Consider the following 23736-nt stretch of genomic DNA (forward strand, 5'->3'; position numbering starts at 1 on the left):
TCGGAGTGTTTGTGAGGAGGAAGGATGAGTGGCGACACCGTTGCCGAGGACACCCGGTCCCGCCTGCTTGCCACGGCGTTGAAGCTGTTCAGCGAGCATGGGGTGGGGGGAACGTCGTTGCAGATGATCGCCGACGAACTCGGCGTGACGAAGGCGGCCGTCTACTACCACTTCAAGACCAAGGACGAGATAACCGAGGCCGTCGCCGCCCCGGCCCTGCAGGAGTTGCTCGCCCGCATGGACGAGGCCGAACGGCAACGCACCCGCGGCGCGCAGATCGATCACGCCCTCAGTGGATTCGTGGACCTCATCGTGCAGTACCGGTCGCTCATCGCGTTGTTCAACAGCGATCCCGGCATCATCCGGGCCATCGACCGCTCGCTCAACGGGGTGGAGAACTTCGCCGCGCGCATGCGGAAGTTGCTCGTGGGACCGGACCCGGACCTAGCCACCGCCCTCACCGCCAACGTTTTGTTGGCCGGGCTCGCGCTGGCCGGGGGCTCGCCGGAGCAGGCGCACCTCGACGACGAGACGCTACGTGTGCACCTGTTCGACATCGGCCGACGCATGCTCGGACGGCCGAAGCGGCGCGGGTCGGCGAGGGCGGAAGGTAGTGCGAGCATGGGCGCGCAGGGGGCGTGAGCCGTCTGTTTCGTGGCTGATTCGGCCACGGCCGTTCCGGAATTCGCTCGGTAGCGGAGTTCTCGGTCGCTACTGATCCAGCAAGCTGTCCGGATCGGGTTCCACCGGAGGGAAGGGATCCTTTCGCGGCAGGGGGCCGTCGGGGAAGTCGCCGCCCGGGGGAACGTAGATCACCTGGACGTTGCGTGCCCAGAAGAATATCTGGCGAGCATTGGCCTTGAAGATGAGGAAGGTCAAATCGATGGGCGCGAGGATGATGCCGATTATCACGCCTCCGAAGCCGACGGGGCTTCCCGTGTCGCCGTAGACCATGTAGAGGTTGTAACGGCGGTATCCCACGCTGCGGAACTGGTTAACGAAGTTGCTGGTCACCCATATGATGGCGAGGGCTAGAAGGATCGCCGACAGGAACAGGTAGAGGAACATCGAGAGAAGAAGCCCCATAAGGTGACTTGTGTCGCTGACGACGAATGAGACGAATTCTGAGATGAGCACTTCATTGGTAATGTAGAACAGAAACGCGATCATTATGTCGAAAAGCATCGCTTTTCGAACCTCGGACTTCTCGGCCAATCGCCACGTTTGCCCCGATGCTTCCGACATGGTGTTCCCTCCCCCAGGAGAAATAGAAAACTGAGACGTTGGTCGGGGGAGTCGGATAGTATCAATTTGCCGAGTTTCTTTTCCCAGTTTTCCCTACTCCTTTAGGGGGATTTAGGGGGGTGGGGTGCCCGATCCGGGGTGTTACTACGCAACCCGCGACGCGGTGTGACGTCAGATGCCGCCCTCGGACTTCGGCTTCAGACCCGGCGCGCCCGGCCCGAGGGCCGCGATCTTGTCGTCCGGGTTGTTGAGAGCACACGTGCGCAGTGACAAGCAGCCACAGCCGACACAACCGGTAAGTTGATCACGCAGGCGCTGCAGCGCGTCGATGCGGGCGTCGAGTTCGGCCTGCCAGCTTCGCGACAACCTCGCCCAGTCGGCCTTCGTGGGCGCGTGATCGCGGGGCAGGGTGGCCAACGCCTCACCGATCTGCTCCAACGTCAGGCCGACGCGCTGGGCCGCCCGGATGAACGCGATCCTCCGCAGCACGGACCGCGGGTATCGGCGCTGGTTGCCCGCGGTCCGCTCGGCGAAGATCAGGCCGCGGTCCTCGTAGAACCGGAGAGCGGTGTGCGGCACACCGCTGCGTCGGGCGACCTGCCCGATGGTGAGATGGTCGGCGAGCTTCGGCACGCCATCACCGTACCCGAACCTCCAGCAAGGTCGAGCTAAGGCTCGGCGACATGTCGCCGGTACGACTCGATCACCTTTCGCAACGCCACCTCGCCGGGCAGGCTCCACAACTCGGCGTTGAAGACCTCGACCTCGATGGGCCCCCGGTATCCCGCGGCCTCCACACGGGACCGCAGCCCACGGTGGTCCACGGGGCCCTCACCCGGCAACGCGCGAGCCAGCAACGGGTCGGTGAACGGCACGAGCGGGTCGCACACGTGGAAGCCCAAAATGCGTTCGCCGGCCCTCGCGATGGAGGCCTCGACCTCCGGGTCCCACCACACGTGGAACTCGTCCACCACCACGCCGACGACCTCGGCCGGATGCTCCTCGGCGAGGTCCAGCGCCTGCGCGAGCGTGGAGAGGACCGACCGGTCGACGCACTGCATGGGGTGCAAGGGTTCGAGTCCCAGGCGGACCCCGCGTTCCCGCGCGTACGGGGCGAGCTCGCCCACGGCGTCGGCCACCCGCTGCCGGGAGGCCGCGAGGTCGTTGTCCGCGATCCCGCCCACCACGAGCACGAGGACGTCCGTGCCCAGGGCCGCGGCCTCGTCGATGGCCCGTCGGGTGTCGGCCACGCCGTCGACGGGCTCGCCCTCCGGTGTCACCCCGGTGAGAAAGCCCCCGCGGCACAGCGAGGACACCTTGACGCCGTAGCGCTTCAGCAACCGGACCGTCTCGGCGACGCCGACTTCGGCGACCTTGTCGCGCCACAGCCCGATCCACTCCACGCCGGCCTCGGCACAGCCCGCGACCGCCTCGGGCAGCGACCACGACTTGGTGCTGATCTGGTTCAGACTCAGCCGGTTCACAGGCTCACCCCCGCCGCCTCCAGCAGTGGCCGCATCCGCGCGACGGCCAACTCCGGATCGGGCAGCACACCCGCGCGGTCGGCCAGGCGCAGCACCTCGGACAGATGGACGATCGAGCGGGCCGACTCCAGGCCGCCGATCATGCGGAAGTGCCGTTGGTGACCCGACAGGTAGGCCAGGAACACCACACCCACCTTGTAGTGCCGAGTGGGTTCCCGGAAGATCTCGCGCGACAGCGCCACCGTGGGTTCCAGAAGTTCGGTGAAGCCCGCGCGATCGCCTTCGTCGAGGCGGGCCAGCGCCGCCCCCGCCACGGGGGCGATCGGGTCGAAGATGCCGAGCAGCGCCTCGCTGTGGCCGTCGTCGTCGCCCGCGATGAGTTCGGGGTAGTGGAAGTCGTCACCGGTGTAGCAGGCGACGCCTTCGGGCAGGGAGGCGCGGAATCGGCGTTCCACCTCGGCGTCGAGCACCGACACCTTCACCCCGGCGACCACGGAGGCGTGCTCGGCGCAGAGCGCGGCGAGTTCGTCGGCGGCCGCGGTGACGTCGCGGTGGCCCCAGTAGCCGGTGAGCGCGGGATCGAACTGCTCGCCCAGCCAGTGCAGCAACACCGGGCTCGTGGCTTCCGAGAGCAGGGCGCCGTACGCGCGGTGGTAGTCGTCCGGGCTCGTCGCGGTGGCCGCGAGCGCGCGACTGGCCATGACGACGGGGATCGCGCCCTCGCCGCTGACGAACTCCAGTTGTTCCCGCCAGGCGGCCACGACGTCGTCGATCGTGGCGGGGCCCTCGGGGAGTTGGTCGGTGCCCACGCCCGCGACCCACGCGCCACCGCAGGCCTTCGCCTCGGCGCCCGTGCGGCGGACCAGTTCGGTGGTGGTCGGCCAGTCGAGTCCCATACCGCGTTGGGCGGTGTCCATGGCCTCGGCCACGCCGAGTCCGCACGACCACAGGTGGTGGCGGAAGGCGAGGGTGCTGTCCCAGTCGAGCGCGACGGTGTGTGTGGGGTCGTGTCCGGCAAGGGGGTCGGCGACCACGTGGGCGGCTGCGTAGGCGATGCGGGTCGAGGCCGGGGCTCCCGACGGGGTGGGGACGCTCCGGCCGGAGGGCGACCACGTCTCCAGCGTCCCGTCGGGTCTCGGCAGTGGTATGGCGACCATCTACCCTCCATAGTGAAAGCGTTTTCTAGAAAGCGTTTTCACGAACCATAGGGTAAGAGCCCGTGTGCGACAAGAGGTCGCCCCGAGCCCACCGTGTCCGCAAGTTAGGCACTCGTGTCCGCAGGTTGTGCACTCGTGTCCGCAAGTTGGGGACGGGTGTTTGCACTTCTCGTACGGAGATTGGAGGTCTAAGGGAGCGTGTCCGCGCCGTAGGCTGCGGACACGCGTACGGGATCTGCGGACACGCGTACGGGATCTGCGGACACGCGTACGGGATCTGCGGACACGCGTACGGGATCTGCGGACACGCGTACGGGATCTGCGGACACGCGTACGGGATCTGCGGACACGCGGGTTAGTCCAGGACGTTGATCGCCAGTTTTCTCACTGTTGGTTCGTCCACTGTCACGCCCAGGCCGGGGCCCGTCGGTACTCGCGCGACGCCGCCGTCGACCTCGACGCCGTCGGCGTAGACCGAGTCGACGAATTGCCTGCCGTTGAGATCCACCGGCGTGTCGATGCCGAACGCGCCGAACAGGTGCAGTGACGCGGCGAGCCCGACGTCGGAGTCGGTGAGTCCCGATCCCATGAGCCGCACACCGCAGTCCTGCGCCAGGGAACACAACCGCCGCGACAGCGTGAGGCCCCCGCTGCGCTGCACTTTCGCGATGGCGACGTCCACGGCGTCGAGCCGCACGAACGTGGCGAGGTCGCTCGGATGCCGCAGGCTCTCGTCGAGGGCCACTGGCACGGGGGAGGCGTCCTTCAGCCGACGCAGCCCGACGATGTCGTTGGCGGGCAACGGTTGTTCGAACGCGGTCACGCCGAGCCGGTGCAGTTCGCGGCTCACGCGCAGGGCGGCGTCGACGCTGAGTCCCTGGTTCGCGTCCACCCACAGCGGCGCGTCGTCGCCCGCGGCCTCGCGTACGGCGGCGACCACGGCGAGGTCCTCGCGCTCGCCGCGCAGGCCGATCTTCACCTTGAACGCCTCGTAGCCCGCCGCCCGGCCTTCGGCGACGTGGTCGGCCACCTCGGAGGGGGCCTGCCCGGACACCATCCAGCCGAGCGTGAGCTCCTCGCGCCTGCGTTGTCCCCACAGGGTGCTGACGGGAACGCCGAGGGCTCGGCCGAGGAGGTCGTGCAACGCGGTGTCCACGGCGGCCTTGGCCAGCGGGGAGCCGATCGTGAAGCCGCGGTTGATCGCGCGATCGAACACGCTCGTGACGCCGTCGAGGTCCCAACACGGCCGCCCGAGCACGGCGGGCGCGAGGTAGCGGTCGATGGTCGTGACGATCGACTCCGCCGTCTCGTACGTCCACGCGGGAATGGGCGTGGCCTCGCCCCAGCCGCACACTCCGTCGGCGCTGACCTTCACCAGCACGCGCACGCTCGGTCGACCCGCCGTCGCCACCGCGCCGCCGGACACCCCGAACGAACGCAGCGTCGGCAGCGCGACGGCGAAGGTCTCCACCCGCTCGACGGTCAGTTCCGCGATCACACCCGGACCTCCTTCGTGCTGTCGCGCACCACGACCTCGGCGGGTACTCGCACCACGCGGCTGCGCGCGCTCTTCTCGCCGCGGAGCGCGAGTTCCATGGCCTTTTCTCCCAGCTCCTCCAACGGGAGCGCGACAGTGGTGAGACTCGGTGTCAGATCCCGCACCACCGGGATGTCGTCGAACCCGGCCAGCGAGACGTCGTCGGGCACGTTGACCCCGGCCTCCCGCAAGGCGGTGAGCGCGCCGATGGCCATGACGTCGGTGACGGCGAACACGCAGGTTGACTTCAGTCCGCGGTCCAACGCCCGGCGCATGGCGGTGTAGCCGCCGTCACGGGTGAAAGTGGACTCGAAGATGTCGTCCTCCGACAACTCCACCCCGGCTTCGGCGAGGGCGCGGCGGAATCCGGTGAGCCGGTCGACCACCGTGGTGAGCTTGCGTGGACCGGTCAGCACGGTGAAACGCCGGTGTCCGAGGTCGAGCAGGGTACGGGCGAGTTGCTCCGCGCCACGCTTGTTCTCCGGCTGCACGCTGTCGGCGCGCACGTTGCGGTGACGCGACACGACGGCGACGTGGCCGCCGCCGCGTTGGTAGGGCTCCAACTCCTCCGTCAGCGCCTTGCTCCAGGCGCGGTCTTCGAACCCGGAACCGACGAGCAGGATGGCCGACGCCCGCTGCGCGCGGAGCATCGAGACGTACGCGATCTCCTTCTGCGGGTCGCGGAACGTGCTCGCCAACATCACGAGGAATCCCTTGTCGTCGGCGACGCGCATGACCCCGCGTGCGATGGCGGCGAAGTAGGGGTCGCTGACGTCGTGGCACACGACACCGACGGTGCGGTGGGTGCCGCCCGCGAGGGCCTGGGCGTGGGCGTTGGGTGCGTAGGCGAGCTTCCTCGCGGCGGCGAGGACTCGTTCCCGGAGATCGGCGCGCACCTTCGTGGTGCCGTTCAGTGCGCGGGAGGCGGTGGCCAGGGACACCTCGGCAGCTCGGGCGACGTCGGACAGGGTGACATGGGGGTGAGCGTCCATACGCAACTCCTGGGAAAAGAACGCTTGACCGGGTATCCCTCCCTGCCTACTCTACCGGAAAGCGCATTCAGAAAGCGCATTCAGGGTCGGTTTCCGCTGGCTCTGAGTGGGTGTCGTCCGAAACGTTCACCGTTGAACGGAGGACCATGGTCACGCCGAGTCCGTCACCGTCTCCCGAGTCACCCACGCGGCCGTCGGAACGGCCCGCCGAGCCCGTCCTCGACGGCGGACGGCCCTCGACTGCGCAACGCCTCGCCGCCTTTGTGGAACGTTCGTGGCGTCCGATCGCGTTGTTGCTCGCGTTGTTCGTCGCATGGTGGGTCGTGACCGCGGCCGAGTTGGTCGAGCCCTATCTCGTGCCGTCCCCCGGTGACACCTTCGCGGCCATCGCCGAAGCCCCGGACTACTTCTGGGAGCACACGTGGACCACGACCTACGAGACGCTGTTGGGCTTCGTCATCGCGACGGTGGTCGGGGTCGTCTCCGCGCTGGTGATGGTGCAGTCGTCGACGGTGGAGAAGACGCTCTACCCGCTGCTGCTGTTCGCGCAGGTCATCCCGAAGATCGCCATCGCGCCGCTGTTCGTGGTGTGGCTCGGGTTCGGGCTCGGACCCAAGATCGTCGTGGCGGTCCTCATGGCGTTCTTCCCGGTGGTGATCTCGATGGTCACGGGACTGAAGTCGGTCGACCCCGAGATGCTGGAGTTGTCCGCCACCATGGGGGCCAAGCCGGGACAGACCTTCTGGAAGATCCGCTTCCCCGCGTCGCTTCCGCACCTGTTCTCCGGGCTGAAGGTGGCGGCGACCATGGCGGTCACCGGCGCGGTGGTGGGTGAGTTCGTCGGCGCGGACGCCGGGTTGGGCTACGTCATCCTCCAGGCCAACGGCAACCTCGACACCCCCGTCCTGTTCGCGGGGCTGCTGATCATGTCGGTTCTCGGTGTCCTGCTGTTCGTGCTCGTGGAGTGGCTGGAACACCTCGTCCTGCCGTGGCACGCCAGCCGACGTGCCGACACCGTGGCGACGACCCTGTAGCAAACGCCTCGGCGAGGCACCGCGAAAGCACCTCCGAAAGGCACGCGAAAGACAAAGGAAGGGCCATGAAACGACTGTCCGCGCTCGTCGCAGGCGCTGCGCTGCTGCTCGCCGCAGGTTGCGGCGGCTCCGGCCCCGAGACCACGACCAACGCCGAGGGCAAGGAGCTCACCAAGGTCACGCTGACTCTCAACTGGTACCCGTACGGCGAGCACGCGCCCTTCTACTACGGCAAGGCTCGGGGGATCTACGAGGACCACGGCATCGACCTGGAGATCAGGGCGGGGCAGGGGTCGCAGAAGACCGTGCAGGCCACGGCCGCGGGCCAGACCGACTTCGGGTGGGCGGACACCCCGGCGCTTCTGGCCGGCGTGTCGCAAGGGCTCGACGTGAAGAGCGTGGGTGTGTTCCTCCAGACGACCCCGTCGTCGGTGCAGTTCTTCAGCGAGAAGGGCATCGACTCGGTGGACGACCTCAAGGGCAGGACCATCGCCACCACTGCGGGTGATGCGCTGAGCGCCACGTTCCCCACCTTCCTCGCCGTCAACGGGCTGAGCGAGAGCGACGTGACCATGCAGAACACCGACGCCGCGGGCAAGATGGCCGCGGTCATGTCGGGGCAGACCGACGCGCTGCTGGGTTACGCCACCGACCAGGGGCCGACCATGCAGGAGAAGTCGGGCAAGGAGGTCTCGTACCTCCGTTTCGCCGAGCACGGTCTCAACTTCTACAGCAACGGGCTGCTGACCTCTCAGGACATGCTCGACGAGCACCGGGATCTCGTGCGGCGCATGGTGACCGCCACGAGCGAGGCGTGGGCCGCGGCCGCGCAGGACCGGGAGGCGGCGGTGGCGGCCATGGAGGGCGCCTCCGAGCAGTTGCCGTCGCAGCAGGTGCTGGCCGATCAGTTCGCCTCCACGCTGGAGCTGCTGCACACCGAGAACACGCAGGGCATGCGGCCCGGCGTGAACGTCGAGGAGGACTGGCGCGCCACGATCAAGGTGTTCCACGACGCGGGGGTCATCCCCGAGGCCGACGAGCCCGGCGCCTACTGGGAAGCGAACCTGAGTTCTGAGGAATGAGTGGGGCCATGTCGAGCTACGCGGTCGAGATCTCCGACGTGACGGTGCGGTTTCGCACGAAGAAGCGCGACGTCCTGGCGCTGCGCGACGTCGGCCTGAACGTCGAGCCCGGTGAGTTCATCGCCATCGTCGGGCCGTCGGGGTGCGGCAAGTCCACGCTGTTGAAACTCACCTCGGGGTTGCTGCGGCCGTCCGCGGGACGGGTGCGGCTGCAGGGGGAGGACGTGACGGGCCCTCGCAAGGACGTGGGCTACGTGTTCCAGAAGGCCGCGTTGCTGGAGTGGCGTACGGCGAGGAAGAACATCCTGTTGCAGGCCGAGATGCGGCATCTTCCCGCGCGCGAGGCGCAGCAGCGGGCCGACGAACTCATCGCGATGACGGGGTTGTCCGGGTTCGAGGACGCCTACCCCCACGAGCTGTCGGGCGGGATGCAGCAGCGGGTGGCGTTGTGCCGAGCCCTGCTCCACCGGCCTCCCGTGCTGCTCATGGACGAGCCGTTCGGGGCGCTCGACGCCCTCACCAGAGAGCAGATGAACGTCGAGTTGCGACGTATCTGGCGCGAGACCGGGACCACCGTGCTGTTGGTGACCCATTCGATCTCCGAGGCGGTGTACCTGGCGGACCGGGTCGTCATGGTGACGGCCCGTCCGGGCACGGTGGCCGGGGTGGTGGACGTCGACCTTCCCGTGGAGCGCGACTACGGCAGGACCATGTCGGACCCCGAGTTCGCGCGCGCCACCCAGCGCATTCGCGACCACCTCGGCGCGGCCCGTGCGGCGGTCGTGGGCGATTAGGAGCCGTGCCCATCACGCCGGTGGCGCGGGGCGGACCGGCTCCGCACCACGGCACTGCTGACACCACACAGAAAGGCGACCTATGACGGGACTCAAGGAGCGGTCGGTCGGGATCGTGATGAACGGCGTCACCGGGCGCATGGGATATCGACAGCACCTGGTGCGGTCGATCCTGGCGATCCGGGAGCAGGGGGGCCTGGCGATGCCCGACGGAACCGTGATCCGGCCCGAACCGATTCTGGTGGGGCGCAGCGAGGCGAAGCTGGCGGCGATCGCCCAGCGGCATCGGCTCGACAACTGGACCACCGATCTCGACGCGGCGCTGAGCGACTCGTCGGCCGAGATCTACTTCGACGCGCAGGTCACCAGCCGCAGGGCCGAGTCGGTGCGCAAGGCCGTGGCGGCGGGGCTGCACGTCTACACCGAGAAGCCCATCGCCGAGGACACCGAGACCGCGTTGGAGCTGGCCCGTGTGGCCGCCTCCGCCGGTGTGAAGGTCGGCGTGGTGCAGGACAAGTTGTTCCTGCCCGGACTGCGGAAGCTGAAGCGGTTGGTGGATGGCGGATTCTTCGGTCGCATCCTCTCGGTGCGCGGCGAGTTCGGCTACTGGGTCTTCGAGGGTAGCTGGCAGGAGGCGCAGCGACCGTCCTGGAACTATCGCGCGGAGGATGGCGGAGGCATCATCATCGATATGTTCTGCCACTGGCGTTACGTGCTGGAGGACATCTTCGGCCCGGTGCGCTCGGTGCAGGCGCTGGCGGCCACCCACATCCCGGAGCGGGTCGACGAACAGGGCAGGACCTACACCTGCACGGCCGACGACGCCGCGTACGGCATCTTCGAGCTCGACGGCGGCGTCGTCGCGCAGATCAACTCGTCGTGGGCCACACGGGTCTTCCGCGACGAGCTGGTGGAGTTCCAGGTGGACGGTACGGAAGGCAGCGCCGTCGCGGGGCTACGACGTTGTCGTGTGCAGCACCGGTCGGTGACGCCGAAGCCGGTGTGGAACCCCGACCTCCCGGCTACGGAGGACTTCCGTTCGCAGTGGCAGGAGGTGCCCGACAACGCGGAGTTCGACAACGGGTTCAAGGCCCAGTGGGAACTGTTCCTCAAGCACGTGGTGAACGACGAGCCGTTCCCCTGGGACTTCCTGGCGGGTGCCCGTGGGGTGCAGCTCGCCGAACTCGGCCTGCGCTCGGCTCGTGAGGGCCGCAGGATCGCGGTCGACGAACTGACGCTGTAACGCCCTCGCGGTCGGCACTTGCGCGGTTCGGACACGGTGTCGCGGGTGGGCCGGGCACGGTGCCCGGCCCACACCGACGTTTCAAGCCAGTTCCGCCAGCTCACGGGCCATGTCGCTGATGGATTGGACCGTATCCCGCACGATGAGCGCGATCGTCCGGCAGGCCTCGTTCACGGTCTCGGCCGCTTCGTCGGACTCGCCCCTCACCACGGCATGGCTGGCCGGGGCCGCTTCGCCCGCGATGGACAAGGACTGGTCCACCGCCGCGCGGACGTAGGAGTCGAGAGTGGATGCCACCTGGGAACCGATCTTGGCGCTGTCGTAGGTCCGGTCCGTGACCCCCCGGTACTCCCTGTCGACCTCGTCCGCGCGCTCGGCGAACGCCTCGTAACCCGCTCCCGACCAACCGCTACTGATCTCCTTTAGAGCCATGGTGAAACCGGTGGACGAGGCGTCCACCATCCTGGCCGAGTCGGCCAGGCGAGCGGCCAACTCGGCGACGACCGGAGGATCGCAGTCGAGGTGTCGCAACGCCTGAAACGGGTCGGGGGAGCCGATTATGTCGGCGGCTATGGCGAGCAGCGTGAGCTCGGGTGACGCGAGGGCACTTGTCAGTGCGGGATGCCGGAAGCTCATGGTTCTCCTCCGTCCTCCCTCAGTCGCCCGACGTGCCGGGGGCGATTCGCGAGGCGCTTTCCCGCCGTGGGCGTTCCCGCTCCCCGGCCAGCGCCTTCTCCTGCCGTCGTATGGTCTCGGAGTGGTCCGAGTCCTCCCACTCGTAGGAGTCGGCCGCTTCCCGCACGGTCCCCGCCAGTTGGTCGGTCTCGTGCGCCAGGGACTTCATCTCGGCGACCCGAGCCTTGACCAGGGCGGACCAGGCCTCGGCGAGTTCCTTTCCCCCTTCGGACGCGCCGAAGGCCCCCGACGAGCCGTCGGCACCCTTCGCCGTGCTCGCGGCCTCGGCGGTGTTGTCGGCTGTCTTGGTGAGTTCTTCGGCGCCACGACGTAGGATCGCCGGGTCGACGCTGAAGCGGTCCCTCATGCCGTTTCCTCCCCCATGGAGATTCGCCGTGCCGCAGCCCTCGGTGCTCACGACAGGGCGTCGGCGCGTGACTGCGCCGCGCGCGCGGCCTGGAGCATGGCCTCGGCGAGGTCGGCCAGGTTCGTCCTGGCCGCGAGGTCGGCGTTGATCGCCACTTCCTGCAACCGTCCTCGTGAATCGACGGTGACCTCGACTAGCCCCCAGTCGTCCTGAGCCTTGATGCGTTGCTGGCCGGCTTGTCTGCGCTTCGCGAGAAGACGGCGATCCACACGGTCCGACTGCGCCAGCAGGTCGTTGAGTGATGGCAGGTTCTTCTCGCTCATTCCCGTTCGACGTCGCCGGAGGGGAGCCGGTTCCCATGAAGGGAACGGAAACGTCTCCTCCCGCGTCCGAGGGGTATGGCATGGGTACGGGCACGCGTTGAGGAGCTGGTTCACCGCACGGAGCCGCCTTCGGCGAACGCGCTGGGCAGATGCCAGCCTCGCTGGGTGCGTTCCACGGGCGGACGCGGGGCGTTGACCGCTTCCCCGGAGCAGGTCAAGCGGCCTCGCCCGGCCGGTTCGGGTGCCGCTCGCGCGGGCGAACGCATTCTGCGTTGAGCCGGATGGGGCATACTCGGCGGTGTGGATCTGGTGAAACTCGATGACATCCGGGCCGCTGCCGAGCGGATCGCCGCCACGGTGGTTCGGACACCCCTCCTGCCCTGTACCTGGGCGGATCGTGACCGGCCGCTGTGGCTGAAGCCGGAGATCCTGCAGCCCATCGGGGCGTTCAAGATCCGGGGCGCGGTCAACGCCATCGCCAGGCTCGACGAGGACGCCCGCCGTCGCGGTGTGGTGACCTACTCCAGCGGCAACCACGCCCAGGCCGTCGCCTACGCGGCGGCGAACGAGGGGATCGCGGCCCATGTCGTGATGCCCGCGTCGACACCCCAGATCAAGATCGACAACACGCGGGCCTACGGCGCCGAGGTCGTTCTCTGCGGTGAGGGGCAGCGGGAGAAGGTCGCCTACGAGATCGTCGCCGAACGGGGCGCGGTGCTGGTGCCGCCGTTCGACCACCCCGACATCATCGCCGGTCAGGGCACCATCGGTCTGGAGATCGCCGAGGACCTGCCGGACGTCGAGGTCGTATTGGTGCCGATTAGCGGGGGAGGGCTCGCCTCGGGCGTGGCCGCGGCCGTCACGGCGTTGCTGCCGAACGCCAAGGTGATCGGTGTCGAGCCCGAACTCGCCGCCGACACCCGTGAGAGTCTGCGGGCGGGCTCGCGCGTCGACTGGTCGGTCGAGAAGCGGAACCGCACCATCGCCGACGGGCTGCGGTCCCAGCCCTCGGAGCTGACGTTCGCCCACCTGAAGGTCCACCTGCACGATCTCGTCACCGTGACCGAGGACGAGATCCGTTCCGCCATGGCGGTGCTGGCCCACAAGGGCAGGCTGGTCGCCGAACCGAGTGGGGCCGTGACCACGGCGGCGTATCTGTACCACGCGGCCGAGTTGCCCGCCGGGCGGACGGTGGCCATCGTGTCCGGAGGGAACGTGGACCCCGCCCTGTTGTCGGACGTACTCACCCGAGCCCTCGACGAGGAGTGAACGATGCTGTTCGGTGACGAGCACGTGCGTCGGTACGAGGAGACCGACGGTGAGGTCGGTTACACCTGGTCCAACGGCGCGCCGATCCTCATCCTGTCCACCACGGGACGTCGGAGCGGGAAGCTCCGCAAGTCGCCGCTCATCTTCCGGGAGGACGACGGTCGTTACGTCGTCGTCGCCTCGAAGGGTGGCGCGCCGGATCACCCCGACTGGTATAAGAACCTGGTGGCGAACCCCGAGGTCCGCGTCCAGGTGAAGGCGGACAAGTTCGCCGCCCGCGCCCGGACGGCCGCCGGGGAGGAGCGCGCGCGGTTGTGGTCCCGCATGGTCGAGGTGTGGCCCGACTACGAGGACTACCAGCGCAAGACCGAGCGGGAGATCCCGGTCGTGGTCCTGGAGCGTCTCGACTGAGTAGCCCCCGATTCGGTGAGCCGCGGGGCCCGCACCAGCTTTCACTCCTCCGCCGCTTCCCTCGTCGCGGCCGGGGATTCTGGTTCGGGCTCAGTATCGAGCTGCTCGCGCCCCTGCTGGCCGCGACGACCCGCTGGAGCTTCCGGGGCTGTCGGCACGTCCCCCGGCGGGGCGGCGTGCTGATAGCCAGCAATCACCTCTCCTTCGCCGACCCGCTCGCGGTGACGTTGTTCACACTCGCCGCGGGGCGGGTGCCGCGGTTCTTCGCCAAGGCGGAGCTGTGGGACACCCCCGTGGTGCGGCGGGTGATGAGTTCCGGGCGACACATCCCCGTGCATCGCGGTAAGGCGAGTGCGCTGCACTCGTACCGTGACGGAGTGAGCGCCGTGCGGGAGGGCGACTGTGTGGTGGTGTTCCCCGAAGGCGGGTTCACCGACCGGGCGGACGGCTGGCCGAGCAGGGGAAAGACCGGTCTCGCCCGCATGGCCCTGACCACCGGGACCCCCGTCGTGCCGGTGGCGTGCTGGGGCACGCAGGAGCTGCTCCCCGTGGGAAGCCGGTTACCGAAGGTGTGGCCGAGACCGACTTTGCACGTGGTGGCGGGACCACCGGTGGAGTTGTCGGATCTCGCGGGTGAACGGCCGAGCGCGAGCCAGTTGCGCGAGGCCACCGAACGCATCATGACGTCCATCACGGACCTCCTGGTGGAGGTCCGTGGCCGGACCCCACCGGTGGACGCGGTGGGGGCATAATCGCGGCCATGAGTGAACACTTCGACGTTGTGGTGCTGGGCGCAGGCCCCGGCGGATACACAGCCGCCGTCCGTGCGGCCCAGCTCGGGTTCGACACCGCCGTCATCGAGGAACGCTATTGGGGCGGGGTTTGCCTCAACGTCGGGTGCATTCCGTCGAAGGCGCTGTTGCGCAATGCCGAACTCGCCCACCTGTTCACCCACGAGGCCCGTACGTTCGGCATCCAGGTCGACGGCGAGGTGACGTTCGACTACACCGCGGCGTACCAGCGCAGCCGCAAGGTGGCCGACGGCCGCGTCAAGGGCATCCACTACTTGATGAAGAAGAACGCGATCACCCAGTTCAACGGTCGCGGCACCTTCACGAGTGACAAGTCCATCGAGGTCACCACGGCCGACGGCGTGGAGACCGTCACGTTCGACCACTGCATCATCGCCACGGGTGCCTCGCCGAAGCTGCTGCCGGGCACCTCGATCAGCGATCGCGTCGTCACCTACGAGCAGCAGATCCTGTCGTCCGAGTTGCCCGAGAGCATCGTCATCTGCGGTGCGGGTGCCATCGGCGTCGAGTTCGGCTACGTGCTCCACAACTACGGCGTCAAGGTCACCATCGTCGAGTTCATGGACCGCATGGTGCCCGCCGAGGACGAGGAGGTGTCGGCCGAACTGGCTCGGCGCTACCGCAGGCTCGGCATCGACGTCCTCACCTCGACCCGCGTCGAGTCGATCGACGAGTCGGGTGAGAAGGTGCGCGTCACCGTGTCGAAGGACGGCGAGCAGCAGGTCCTCGAAGCCGACAAGGTGCTCCAGGCCATGGGTTTCGCGCCCAATGTGGAGGGTTACGGACTCGAGAACACCGGCGTGGCGCTCACCGAGCGTGGCGCGATCGATGTGGACGGTCGCTGCCGGACGAACGTGCCGCACATCTTCGCGATCGGTGACGTGACGGCCAAGCTGATGCTCGCTCACACGGCCGAGTCGATGGGCATCGTGGCGGCCGAGACGATCGCCGACGCCGAGACCATGGAATTGGACTACCGCATGATTCCGCGGGCGACGTACTGCCAGCCACAGGTGGCGAGCTTCGGGCTCACCGAGGAGCAGGCGCGCGCCGAGGGTTACGACGTGCAGGTGTCGAAGTTCCCGTTCACGGCCAACGGCAAGGCGCACGGGCTGGCCGACGCGGTCGGGTTCGTGAAGCTCGTCAGCGACGCCAAGTACGGCGAGCTGCTCGGTGGACACCTCATCGGCCCGGACGTCACGGAGTTGCTGCCCGAGTTGACGTTGGCCCAGCAGTGGGACCTGACGGTGCACGAGGTGGCACGCAACGTGCACGCGCACCCGACTCTGGGCGAGGCGGTGAAGGAAGCCGTCCACGGTCTCGCCGGACACATGATCAACATGTGATCGTCGCTTCCCCGCGGTCGGGATCTTTCCCGGCTGCGGGGGCAACGGCGTCGTCCGTTGTCGGGCCGACAGTGGACGAAGCACCTGCTACCGGACTCGTATTTTCCTTCGGCGACCGTTCGACATCGACTTCGAGTTCGCTCCCGCGACGTCGCCGCGCGGAGGGCGCCGTCCCGCTGGCCACACGGAGCACCGGCGACGTCCGAATGGTGTAGTCGCCACCACGCGCGGGTGAGTAAAGATCATTACTGATCGGTGTGGTCTCGTCCCTTAAGGTTTTGGTCTATGGCGGTCCCGCGCTTCGCCCGGCTTCCGGTGTGTCTCATCGCCGGTGCCGCGATGGTGGTGCTGCTGGCTTTCGGCAACCGGTACGGCTACCACGGCGACGAGTTGTACTTCATCGCCGCGGGCCGACACCTCGACTGGGGTTACGCCGACCAGCCTCCGCTGCTGCCGTTGCTGGCGTTGTTGATGGACAGTCTGTTCCCGGACTCCGTGATGGGCTTCCGGCTGCCCGCGGTGGTGTTCACGGGGGCGGGCATCATCGTGGCCGGGCTGACCGCCCGCGAGCTCGGCGGTGGGACGCGGGCGCAGGTCATGGCGGCGGGGGCGTACGCGTGCTCGCCCTTCCTGTTGGCGGGTGCCGGGCACATCCTCGCCACCCACATGGTGGACGCGTTTCTGTGGACGGTCATCGTGTGGTTGGTGGTCCGCTGGGTGCGGGTGCGTGACGACCGTGTGTTGCTGGCGGCCGCGCTCGTGACGGCGGTGGATCTCCAGGTCAAGTTTCTCATTCCGGTGTTCTGGGTCGTCGCCCTGCTGGCCTCGTGGCTGTTCGGTCCGAAGGACCTGGTGCGACGACCGTTGTTGTGGGTCGGTGGCGCGATCGCGGTGGCGACTTGCGTGCCCACGCTCGTCTGGCAGGCGGTCAACGGCTGGCCGCAGCTGGAGATGAACCGCATCGTCGCCGACGAGGTGTCGTACGCGGGTGGGCGTGTCACGTTCCTGCCGATGGCGCTCGAACAGGCCGGGTACGGCGTCGGCGCGGTGCTCGTCGTGCTGGGCGTGTGGTGGTTGCTGCGCTCGCCGAGGCTGCGCGAGTACCGGTTCCTCGGGGTGACCGTGCTGGGGGTGACGGCGGTCTTCTGGGCCTCCTCCGGGCGGCCGTACTACGTGGGCGGGATGTTCGCGCTGTGCTTCGCGGTCTCGGCCGTGGAACTCGACCGGGTGCTCACGGCGCGGTGGCGGCCCGCGATGGCGCTGGCCTACGCGGCCTCGGCGCTGGTGGCGGTGAGCTGGCTGCCGATCAAGCCGATCTCGGCGTACGCGGGGCAGCCGTACGACCCGATGAACATGGAGCTGGAGGAGTTCGGCTGGCCGCAGGTCGCTGCGAGCGTGGCGTCGGCGTACGCCACGTTGTCGCCGGAGCAGCGGGCGACGACCACGATCGTGACCGAGACCTACTGGCAGGCGTCGGCGATCGAGAAGTTCCAACCCGAGCTGCCGGACGCGTACAGCGGGGGCCGGGGCTACTGGTACTTCGGTTCGCCGCCCGAGGACGCCCGGCTGACGCTGTTCGTCGGCGCGAGCCGGGAACGGCTCGACGACTACTTCGACCACGTGAGGCGGATCGGCACCGTCGACAACGGGCACGAGGTCAACAACGACAACCAGGGCGCGCCCATCTGGTTGTGCGAGGGGCGGAAGGCGTCCTGGGCCGAGTTGTGGCCCTCGTTCCGCCACATGCACTTCAAGTGGTAACTCGCTGGTCACGAAGCGTTTCGGGCTGACGGGCCCACCCCTTTGGAATCTCACGCTTGACGACCGGCCGGTTACAGCCCTACTTTTGCATGCCAGAGAAGAAAGTGGGGCTGATGTGGATTTAAGTCTGCACGCGGCAAGCGACGAAGTGAGCGCCCGGCCCCGGCTCACCACGTGCGAACCCGGCCGCAGCCCCTCGGCATCGGTCCCGCACCCACCCGGGCGTCCGGGGGTGTCAGCGTGGCCGGACCCGCCGACAACACCCGAGAGCCGTCGAGCGCTCACCACCGTCTCGGCGGCCATCGAACGACAACCGGATTTTCTGACGTTGGGTTACGACTGGTGACTGAACAAGCAAGCAGCAACGACGGTAAGCGGCCCACGCTGGGGGTCGCGATGGTGGGCCACGCCTTCATGGGTGCCGTGCACGCCCACGCGTGGCGCAGTGTCGCGCGGTTCTTCGACGTGCCGTACTCCCCGAGGATGGTCGTCCTCGGGGGACGGGACCCGGAGCGCACCGCGCGGGCGGCCGAGCGCATGGGGTGGGCCGACTCCACCACCGATTGGCGGGCGTTGGTGGAACGCGACGACGTGGACCTCGTGGACATCTGCACGCCGGGGGACACCCACGCCGAGATCGCCATCGCGGCGTTGGAGGCGGGCAAGCATGTGTTGTGCGAGAAACCGCTGGCCAACACGGTGGAGGAAGCCGAGCGCATGGTGGAGGCGGCCGAGCGGGCCCGCGAACGCGGGGTGTTCGCCATGGTCGCGTTCAACTACCGCAGGGTGCCCGCGCTCGCGCTGGCCAAGAAGTTGGTGGACGAAGGCAGGCTGGGCGAGTTGCGCCACGTGCGGGCGGCCTACCTCCAGGACTGGCTCGCCGACGCCGACGCCCCGATGACCTGGCGGCTGCGTAGGGAGCAGGCCGGTTCCGGTGCGCTCGGCGACATCGGGGCGCACATCATCGACGCCACCCAGTTCGTCTCCGGCCAGACGATCACGGGGGTCTCCGGGATGACCGAGACCTTCGTGCGGCGCCGTCCGTCGGAGAACGCGGCCGACGGCATGGAGGACGTCACCGTGGACGACTGCGCGGTGTTCACCGCGCGGTTTGCGTCCGGCGCCGTGGGCAGCTTCGAGGCGACCCGCTACGCGTTGGGACGCAAGAACGCCATGCGGATCGAGCTCAACGGCTCGAAGGGCAGCCTCGCGTTCGACTTCGAGTCGATGAACGAGTTGTGGTTCCACGACGGCACGGAGGGGGAGACCACCGGTGGTTTCCGCCGCATCGTCGTCACCGAACCCACCCATCCCTACATCGGTGCCTGGTGGCCGCCGGGGCATGTGCTCGGCTACGAGCACACCTTCACGCACGAGATCGCGGACCTGCTCACCGCGATCGACGCCGGGACGCCGGTGGAGCCGAGTTTCGCCGACGGCCTGCGAGTGCAGCGGGTGCTGGCGGCGGTCGAGAAGAGTGCGGAGAACGGATCGAAGTACATCGAGGTGTAGCCAGAACCGACTGGGCCCCACGCGTTGGGGGACGAGGAGTAGGTACCAGTGCAACGAAGCAGTAGTACCGGGGTGAGGACAGCGTCGCGGCGCCGGTGGAAGGCCGGCGTCGTGGCGCTGGCGTTGAGCACGGGGCTGGGGGCCGGTGGTGGTTTCACCGCCGTCGCCGACCAGCGGGTCCAGCACGACGAAGCCAGCATTCTCGTTTTCTCGAAGACCGCCGGTTTCCGGCACGACTCGATCCCCGCCGGGATCGAGGCCATCGAGAAACTGGGGGCCGAGCACCACTTCTCCGTGGATGCCACGGAGGACGCCTCGGCGTTCACCGACGACAATCTCGCCAACTACGACGCCGTCGTGTGGCTGTCCACCACGGGCGACGTCCTGAACTCCGAACAGCAGGCCGCGTTCGAGCGTTACGTCGAAGGCGGCGGGGGCTACGTGGGCGTGCACGCCGCGTCCGACACCGAGTACGACTGGCCGTGGTACGGCGATCTCGTGGGAGCCTGGTTCGACTCCCACCCCCAGATCCAGGAAGCGAAGGTCACCGTCGAGGACCGGGAACATCCGTCCACAGCGGACCTTCCGGAAGAGTGGGTGCGTACCGACGAGTGGTACAACTACCGGGAGAACCCGAGGCAGAACGTGCGCGTGCTGGCCTCCCTCGACGAGGGCAGCTACGATCCGGGCTCCGGTGCGATGGGCGATCACCCGATTGCCTGGTGCCACGAGAACAGCGGTGGCCGCGCTTGGTACACCGGCGGGGGCCACACGGTCGAGTCCTTCTCCGAACCGGAGTTCCTGGCTCACCTCGCCGGAGGGATCCGTTACGCGGCGGGACTCACCGACGCTGATTGTTCCACTTCGGACCAACCGGGGGATGCTCCGGACGACTCCGACTTCGACCAGATCACCCTCGCCAAGGGTGACGACGTCACCGGGGAACCCATCGCGCTCGCGGTGCTGCCCGACCGTCGGGTGCTCCACACCTCGCGGGACGGTCGAGTGTTCTTGACCACCCCCGACGGCAACACCAGCGTGGCCGCGACCCTGGACGTCTACAACCACGACGAGGACGGCCTCCAGGGCATCGCGATCGACCCGGACTTCGAGAACAACCGGTGGGTCTACCTCTACTACGCGCCGCCGTTGGACACGCCGCCCGGTGACGCGCCCGAGAACGGGACGCCGGAGGACTTCGCTCCGTACGAGGGCTACAACCAGCTCTCGCGGTTCAAGTTCACCGACTCCGGCACGCTCGACCTCGACAGCGAGCAGCAGATCCTCCGGGTCCCCGCGACCCGCGGCATGTGCTGCCACGCCGGTGGCGAGATCGACTTCGACGCCGACGGCAACCTGCTGCTGTCCACGGGTGACGACACGAACCCGTTCGCCTCGGACGGCTACACACCGATCGACGAACGCGCCGACCGGAACCCGGTGTTCGACGCTCAGCGCACCTCGGGCAACACGAACGACCTGCGCGGCAAGATCCTGCGGATCACGGTGCAGGAGGACGGCAGCTACACCATCCCCGAGGGCAACCTGTTCGAACCCGGCACGGAGAAGACGCGGCCCGAGATCTACGCGATGGGCTTCCGCAACCCGTTCCGGTTCGCGGTCGACAAGGAGACCGGGTGGATCTACGTCGGCGACTACGGCCCGGACGCGGGCTCGGCGAACCCCGACCGGGGCCCGGCGGGTACCGTGGAGTTCAACCTCGTGAAGGAGCCGGGCAACTACGGCTGGCCGTACTGCGTGGGAGACAACGAGCCCTACGTCGACTACGACTTCGAGACCGGGACGTCGGGTGAGGCGTTCAACTGCGACGCTCCCGTCAACGACAGCCCGAACAACACCGGGCTGAGGGAGCTGCCGCCCGTGCAGCCCGCGTGGATTCCCTACGACGGCGGGTCGGTTCCCGAGTTCGGCACCGGCGGCGAGTCGCCCATGGGCGGGCCGGTGTACCACTTCGACCCCGAGCTCGATTTCGACACCAAGTTTCCCGAGTACTACGACGGCAAGAACTTCGCCTACGAGTGGGACCGCGGCTGGATCAAGACGATCGAGGTCGGGGAGAACGGGGAACGCGGAGCCATCGAGCCGTTCTTCGACTCCATGGAACTCACGCGGCCGATGAACATCGAGTTCGGTCCCGACGGCTCGCTGTACGTGCTGGACTACGGCAGCGGTTACTTCGGTGGTGCGGCCGACTCGGCCGTGTACCGGATCGACTACACCAAGGGCAATCGCACGCCGCAAGTGGTCCTGTCGGCCGACGTGACGTCCGGGCAGGCTCCGCTGGAGGTCACGTTCGATCCGTCGGGCACCCAGGACGCCGACGGTGACGAACTCACCTACGCCTGGGACTTCGACGGTGACGGGGAGACCGACTCGACCGAGGCCGGGCCGGTGACCCACACCTACACCGAGGAGGGCCAGTACCACGCCAGGTTGGCGGTGACCGACTCCACGGGGTTGACCGGAAGCGCGAGCGTGATCGTGACCGTGGGCAACACGGCCCCCACCGTGACGCTCGAAGCGCCCGTGAACGGCGGGTTCTTCGGCTTCGGTGACACGGTGCCGTTCCGCGTGACCGTCACGGACCCCGAGGACGGCGAGATCGACTGCTCGAAGGTCACGGTCGAGTACATCCTGGGCCACGACAACCACGGCCACCCGCTGTCGAGGGCGACCGGCTGCGAGGGCGTGATCGAGACACCCGCCGACGAGGGACACGGGCTCGACGCGGACATCTTCGGCGTCATCGACGCGCGCTACACCGACACCGGCTCCGGTGACGTGCCCGCGCTGGAGGGCTCGGACCAGGTGGTGCTCCAGCCGAAGATCAAGCAGGCCGAGTACTTCTCCGAACTCGAGGGCGTCGAGGTCGTGAACGCCGAGGGCGCCAGCGGCGGCAAGCGGATCGGCTACATCGACGACGGCGACTGGATCAAGCTGGAGCCGGCCGACCTGACCGGCGTCGACGGCATCACGTACCGGGTGTCCTCCGGCGGCGCGGGCGGCACGATCGAGGCGCGGATCGGCTCGGTCGACGGCCCGGTGGTGCACACGGTCGACGTGCCCAACACGGGTGGTTTCGACGAGTACGTCGAGATCGGTCCCGTCGCTGTCACCGATCCGGGTGAGAGGGGGCCGCTGTACCTGGTGTTCCGTGGCGAGGGCAGCGGAGGATTGTTCGACGTGGACGTCCTGTACGTCGACGGCGAGGGAGTCGCCGGACCCGGCACTCCGACCCCCGGCTGCCAGCCCGCTGAGCCCGAGGAGGGCTACCGGATGCTGTTCGACGGCACCGCCTCCTCGCTGGAGGGCTGGAACCAGTCCGGTCCCGGCTCGTTCGAGCTCGGTGAGGATTGCACCATCAAGTCCGTCGGCGGTATGGGACTGCTCTGGTTCGGCGAGGAGTTCGGCGCCTACAGCCTCAAACTCGACTGGAAGATGGCCGGTGACGACAACTCCGGCGTGTTCGTCGGGTTCCCCGACCCCGGGGACGACCCGTGGGTGGCGGTGAACGAGGGGTACGAGATCCAGATCGACCCCACCGACGCGCCCGAGAAGACCACCGGCGCGATCTACGACTTCCAGTCGGCCGACCTGGAGGCGCGGGACGCCGCGCTCAACCCGCCGGGGGAGTGGAACTCCTACGAGATCGTGGTCCGAGACCAGACGATCAAGGTCTACCTCAACGGCACGCTGATCAACGATTTCGTCAGCACCGACCCGAACCGGGACCTGACCTCCGGCTACGTGGGCCTGCAGAACCACGGGGACGGCGACGACGTCTGGTTCCGCAACGTGCAGATCCGTGAGCTCGACACGACGGCCCCGGCCACCGAGGCGTCGTTCGCCGAGCCCGGTGCGAACGGGTGGCACAACGGCGAGGTCGGGGTCACGTTGTCGGCCACCGACGACGACTCCGGTGTCGAGCGCATCGAGTACAGCCTCGACGGCGGGGACTGGACCACGTACACCGAGCCGGTGGTGATCAGCGGCGACGGCGAGCACACGATGCTCTACCGCGCCGTCGACAAGGCGGGCAACGTGGAGACCGACAAGGCCGTCACCGTCAGGATCGACGGCACGAACCCGACCGTGCTGATCGGAGGTGTGGCCGACGGATACGTCTACGGCGACGCGGAGGACCTCACGATCACGTGGCAGGCGCGGGACGCCACGTCCGGCATCGCCTCCGCCGGAGCCGAACTCGACGGCGAGGCACTGGAGTCGGTCACCACGGTGCCGTTGCACCGGCTGGAACTCGGCGACCACACGCTCACCGTGACGGCCACCGACGAGGCCGGAAACACGGCCGAGCACACGGTGACCTTCACGTCGACCACCTCGGTAGACGAGGTGAGGGCGCTGGTGTACCGGTTCGGCGCCGAGCACCGGATCGGCCTTGCCCGGAAGGTCCTGCTGCTGGTCGACCTGGCTCGTGCGGAACGGGCCCTCGACCGGGACCACCCGAAGCAGGCCGTGCGCGCCCTGAACTCGTTCGTGGACCGGGCCGAGCAGGTCTCCGACAAGGAGGTGCGCCAGGTGCTGGTCCGGGACGGACGGGCCCTCCTCGGCGATCTCGACGGCAGCGCTCCGCTGCCCGTCGTGTCGTGATCCTCTCCCGTGCGGGCGCCGGTGGCGCGGCGGGCGCCCGCACGGGAGGCTCCACTGCGA

Annotated in this window: 21 protein-coding genes; 12 read left to right on the forward strand and 9 right to left on the reverse strand. The window is 68.3% G+C overall.

What is annotated here, in order from left to right; all coding sequences use genetic code 11:
* Window positions 1–24: 24 nt before the first annotated feature.
* A complete protein-coding gene (locus SACGLDRAFT_RS05690) occupies window positions 25–642 on the forward strand; it encodes a TetR/AcrR family transcriptional regulator (RefSeq protein ID WP_005462579.1) in 618 nt (205 codons plus the stop codon).
* A 69-nt stretch (window positions 643–711) separates the two neighbouring features.
* Here SACGLDRAFT_RS05690 and SACGLDRAFT_RS05695 read toward each other — a convergent pair whose 3' ends face one another.
* From SACGLDRAFT_RS05695 to SACGLDRAFT_RS05720, 6 genes are all read right to left on the reverse strand, one after another.
* The gene (locus tag SACGLDRAFT_RS05695; RefSeq protein ID WP_005462581.1) at window positions 712–1245 is read right to left on the reverse strand and encodes a hypothetical protein; all 534 of its coding nucleotides are present in this window, start codon (window positions 1243–1245) and stop codon (window positions 712–714) included.
* 171 nt (window positions 1246–1416) lie between these two features.
* Complete coding sequence (gene soxR / locus SACGLDRAFT_RS05700) at window positions 1417–1878, reverse strand: redox-sensitive transcriptional activator SoxR (RefSeq protein ID WP_005462586.1); 462 nt, start codon at window positions 1876–1878, stop codon at window positions 1417–1419.
* A gap of 35 nt (window positions 1879–1913) precedes the next feature.
* On the reverse strand, window positions 1914–2729 hold the full coding sequence (locus SACGLDRAFT_RS05705) for a sugar phosphate isomerase/epimerase family protein (protein ID WP_005462587.1): 816 nt from the start codon (window positions 2727–2729) through the stop codon (window positions 1914–1916).
* Entirely contained in the window at window positions 2726–3886 is a 1161-nt protein-coding gene (locus tag SACGLDRAFT_RS05710) for a dihydrodipicolinate synthase family protein (protein WP_005462588.1), read from the reverse strand. The genes SACGLDRAFT_RS05705 and SACGLDRAFT_RS05710 overlap by 4 nt, the downstream gene beginning before the upstream one ends.
* Window positions 3887–4241: 355 nt before the next feature.
* Entirely contained in the window at window positions 4242–5384 is a 1143-nt protein-coding gene (locus tag SACGLDRAFT_RS05715) for a mandelate racemase/muconate lactonizing enzyme family protein (RefSeq protein ID WP_005462589.1), read from the reverse strand.
* Window positions 5381–6415, reverse strand: a complete 1035-nt coding sequence (locus SACGLDRAFT_RS05720) for a LacI family DNA-binding transcriptional regulator (RefSeq protein ID WP_005462590.1) — start codon at window positions 6413–6415, stop codon at window positions 5381–5383. The genes SACGLDRAFT_RS05715 and SACGLDRAFT_RS05720 overlap by 4 nt, the downstream gene beginning before the upstream one ends.
* Window positions 6416–6561: 146 nt before the next feature.
* Here SACGLDRAFT_RS05720 and SACGLDRAFT_RS05725 point away from each other — a divergent pair, with 146 nt between their 5' ends.
* The 4 genes from SACGLDRAFT_RS05725 (at window position 6562) to SACGLDRAFT_RS05740 (ending at window position 10568) form a co-directional block, all read left to right on the forward strand.
* A complete protein-coding gene (locus SACGLDRAFT_RS05725) occupies window positions 6562–7449 on the forward strand; it encodes an ABC transporter permease (RefSeq protein WP_005462612.1) in 888 nt (295 codons plus the stop codon).
* Window positions 7450–7514: 65 nt separating this feature from the next.
* Window positions 7515–8531: an ABC transporter substrate-binding protein gene (locus SACGLDRAFT_RS05730; protein ID WP_005462614.1), complete on the forward strand. Its 1017-nt coding sequence runs from the start codon at window positions 7515–7517 to the stop codon at window positions 8529–8531.
* Between the two features lie 8 nt (window positions 8532–8539).
* Window positions 8540–9325, forward strand: a complete 786-nt coding sequence (locus SACGLDRAFT_RS05735; protein ID WP_157608767.1) for an ABC transporter ATP-binding protein — start codon at window positions 8540–8542, stop codon at window positions 9323–9325.
* Between the two features lie 82 nt (window positions 9326–9407).
* Window positions 9408–10568, forward strand: a complete 1161-nt coding sequence (locus SACGLDRAFT_RS05740; RefSeq protein ID WP_005462618.1) for a Gfo/Idh/MocA family protein — start codon at window positions 9408–9410, stop codon at window positions 10566–10568.
* 81 nt (window positions 10569–10649) lie between these two features.
* On the opposite strand, the gene SACGLDRAFT_RS05745 is transcribed toward SACGLDRAFT_RS05740, so the two are convergent.
* Genes SACGLDRAFT_RS05745 through SACGLDRAFT_RS05755 form a run of 3 tightly spaced genes read right to left on the reverse strand, consistent with a single transcriptional unit; the run spans window position 10650 to window position 11933 of the window.
* On the reverse strand, window positions 10650–11204 hold the full coding sequence (locus SACGLDRAFT_RS05745; protein ID WP_005462619.1) for a hypothetical protein: 555 nt from the start codon (window positions 11202–11204) through the stop codon (window positions 10650–10652).
* A gap of 19 nt (window positions 11205–11223) precedes the next feature.
* Complete coding sequence (locus SACGLDRAFT_RS05750) at window positions 11224–11610, reverse strand: DUF2580 domain-containing protein (RefSeq protein WP_005462621.1); 387 nt, start codon at window positions 11608–11610, stop codon at window positions 11224–11226.
* 47 nt (window positions 11611–11657) lie between these two features.
* Window positions 11658–11933: a YbaB/EbfC family nucleoid-associated protein gene (locus tag SACGLDRAFT_RS05755; RefSeq protein WP_005462622.1), complete on the reverse strand. Its 276-nt coding sequence runs from the start codon at window positions 11931–11933 to the stop codon at window positions 11658–11660.
* Window positions 11934–12233: 300 nt separating this feature from the next.
* Here SACGLDRAFT_RS05755 and SACGLDRAFT_RS05760 point away from each other — a divergent pair, with 300 nt between their 5' ends.
* From SACGLDRAFT_RS05760 to SACGLDRAFT_RS05790, 7 genes are all read left to right on the forward strand, one after another.
* Window positions 12234–13202, forward strand: a complete 969-nt coding sequence (locus SACGLDRAFT_RS05760; protein ID WP_040918633.1) for a threonine ammonia-lyase — start codon at window positions 12234–12236, stop codon at window positions 13200–13202.
* A gap of 3 nt (window positions 13203–13205) precedes the next feature.
* Window positions 13206–13613: a nitroreductase family deazaflavin-dependent oxidoreductase gene (locus tag SACGLDRAFT_RS05765; RefSeq protein WP_005462624.1), complete on the forward strand. Its 408-nt coding sequence runs from the start codon at window positions 13206–13208 to the stop codon at window positions 13611–13613.
* 101 nt (window positions 13614–13714) lie between these two features.
* On the forward strand, window positions 13715–14365 hold the full coding sequence (locus SACGLDRAFT_RS05770) for a lysophospholipid acyltransferase family protein (RefSeq protein WP_040919631.1): 651 nt from the start codon (window positions 13715–13717) through the stop codon (window positions 14363–14365).
* 8 nt (window positions 14366–14373) lie between these two features.
* The gene (lpdA, locus tag SACGLDRAFT_RS05775) at window positions 14374–15771 is read left to right on the forward strand and encodes a dihydrolipoyl dehydrogenase (RefSeq protein ID WP_005462626.1); all 1398 of its coding nucleotides are present in this window, start codon (window positions 14374–14376) and stop codon (window positions 15769–15771) included.
* A 285-nt stretch (window positions 15772–16056) separates the two neighbouring features.
* A complete protein-coding gene (locus SACGLDRAFT_RS05780; protein WP_005462627.1) occupies window positions 16057–17532 on the forward strand; it encodes an ArnT family glycosyltransferase in 1476 nt (491 codons plus the stop codon).
* A 396-nt stretch (window positions 17533–17928) separates the two neighbouring features.
* Window positions 17929–19044, forward strand: coding sequence for a Gfo/Idh/MocA family protein (locus tag SACGLDRAFT_RS05785; RefSeq protein WP_040918637.1), 1116 nt, complete (start codon window positions 17929–17931; stop codon window positions 19042–19044).
* Window positions 19045–19092: 48 nt separating this feature from the next.
* A complete protein-coding gene (locus SACGLDRAFT_RS05790) occupies window positions 19093–23676 on the forward strand; it encodes a ThuA domain-containing protein (protein ID WP_005462629.1) in 4584 nt (1527 codons plus the stop codon).
* Window positions 23677–23736 lie beyond the last annotated feature (60 nt).

This window comes from Saccharomonospora glauca K62, from assembly GCF_000243395.2.
GTDB classification, from domain to species: Bacteria; Actinomycetota; Actinomycetes; order Mycobacteriales; family Pseudonocardiaceae; genus Saccharomonospora; species Saccharomonospora glauca.

What these genes read in the sequence shown, in the direction of transcription:
- SACGLDRAFT_RS05750 (WP_005462621.1), bottom strand. Translation starts at nt 11,610, where the DNA reads ATGAGGGACCGCTTCAGCGTCGACCCGGCGATCCTACGTCGTGGCGCC.
- lpdA (WP_005462626.1), top strand. Translation starts at nt 14,374, where the DNA reads ATGAGTGAACACTTCGACGTTGTGGTGCTGGGCGCAGGCCCCGGCGGA.
- SACGLDRAFT_RS05695 (WP_005462581.1), bottom strand. Translation starts at nt 1,245, where the DNA reads ATGTCGGAAGCATCGGGGCAAACGTGGCGATTGGCCGAGAAGTCCGAG.
- SACGLDRAFT_RS05780 (WP_005462627.1), top strand. Translation starts at nt 16,057, where the DNA reads ATGGCGGTCCCGCGCTTCGCCCGGCTTCCGGTGTGTCTCATCGCCGGT.
- SACGLDRAFT_RS05785 (WP_040918637.1), top strand. Translation starts at nt 17,929, where the DNA reads ATGGTGGGCCACGCCTTCATGGGTGCCGTGCACGCCCACGCGTGGCGC.
- SACGLDRAFT_RS05725 (WP_005462612.1), top strand. Translation starts at nt 6,562, where the DNA reads ATGGTCACGCCGAGTCCGTCACCGTCTCCCGAGTCACCCACGCGGCCG.
- SACGLDRAFT_RS05735 (WP_157608767.1), top strand. Translation starts at nt 8,540, where the DNA reads ATGTCGAGCTACGCGGTCGAGATCTCCGACGTGACGGTGCGGTTTCGC.
- SACGLDRAFT_RS05745 (WP_005462619.1), bottom strand. Translation starts at nt 11,204, where the DNA reads ATGAGCTTCCGGCATCCCGCACTGACAAGTGCCCTCGCGTCACCCGAG.
- SACGLDRAFT_RS05740 (WP_005462618.1), top strand. Translation starts at nt 9,408, where the DNA reads ATGACGGGACTCAAGGAGCGGTCGGTCGGGATCGTGATGAACGGCGTC.
- SACGLDRAFT_RS05710 (WP_005462588.1), bottom strand. Translation starts at nt 3,886, where the DNA reads ATGGTCGCCATACCACTGCCGAGACCCGACGGGACGCTGGAGACGTGG.
- SACGLDRAFT_RS05755 (WP_005462622.1), bottom strand. Translation starts at nt 11,933, where the DNA reads ATGAGCGAGAAGAACCTGCCATCACTCAACGACCTGCTGGCGCAGTCG.
- SACGLDRAFT_RS05690 (WP_005462579.1), top strand. Translation starts at nt 25, where the DNA reads ATGAGTGGCGACACCGTTGCCGAGGACACCCGGTCCCGCCTGCTTGCC.
- SACGLDRAFT_RS05730 (WP_005462614.1), top strand. Translation starts at nt 7,515, where the DNA reads ATGAAACGACTGTCCGCGCTCGTCGCAGGCGCTGCGCTGCTGCTCGCC.
- SACGLDRAFT_RS05720 (WP_005462590.1), bottom strand. Translation starts at nt 6,415, where the DNA reads ATGGACGCTCACCCCCATGTCACCCTGTCCGACGTCGCCCGAGCTGCC.
- SACGLDRAFT_RS05765 (WP_005462624.1), top strand. Translation starts at nt 13,206, where the DNA reads ATGCTGTTCGGTGACGAGCACGTGCGTCGGTACGAGGAGACCGACGGT.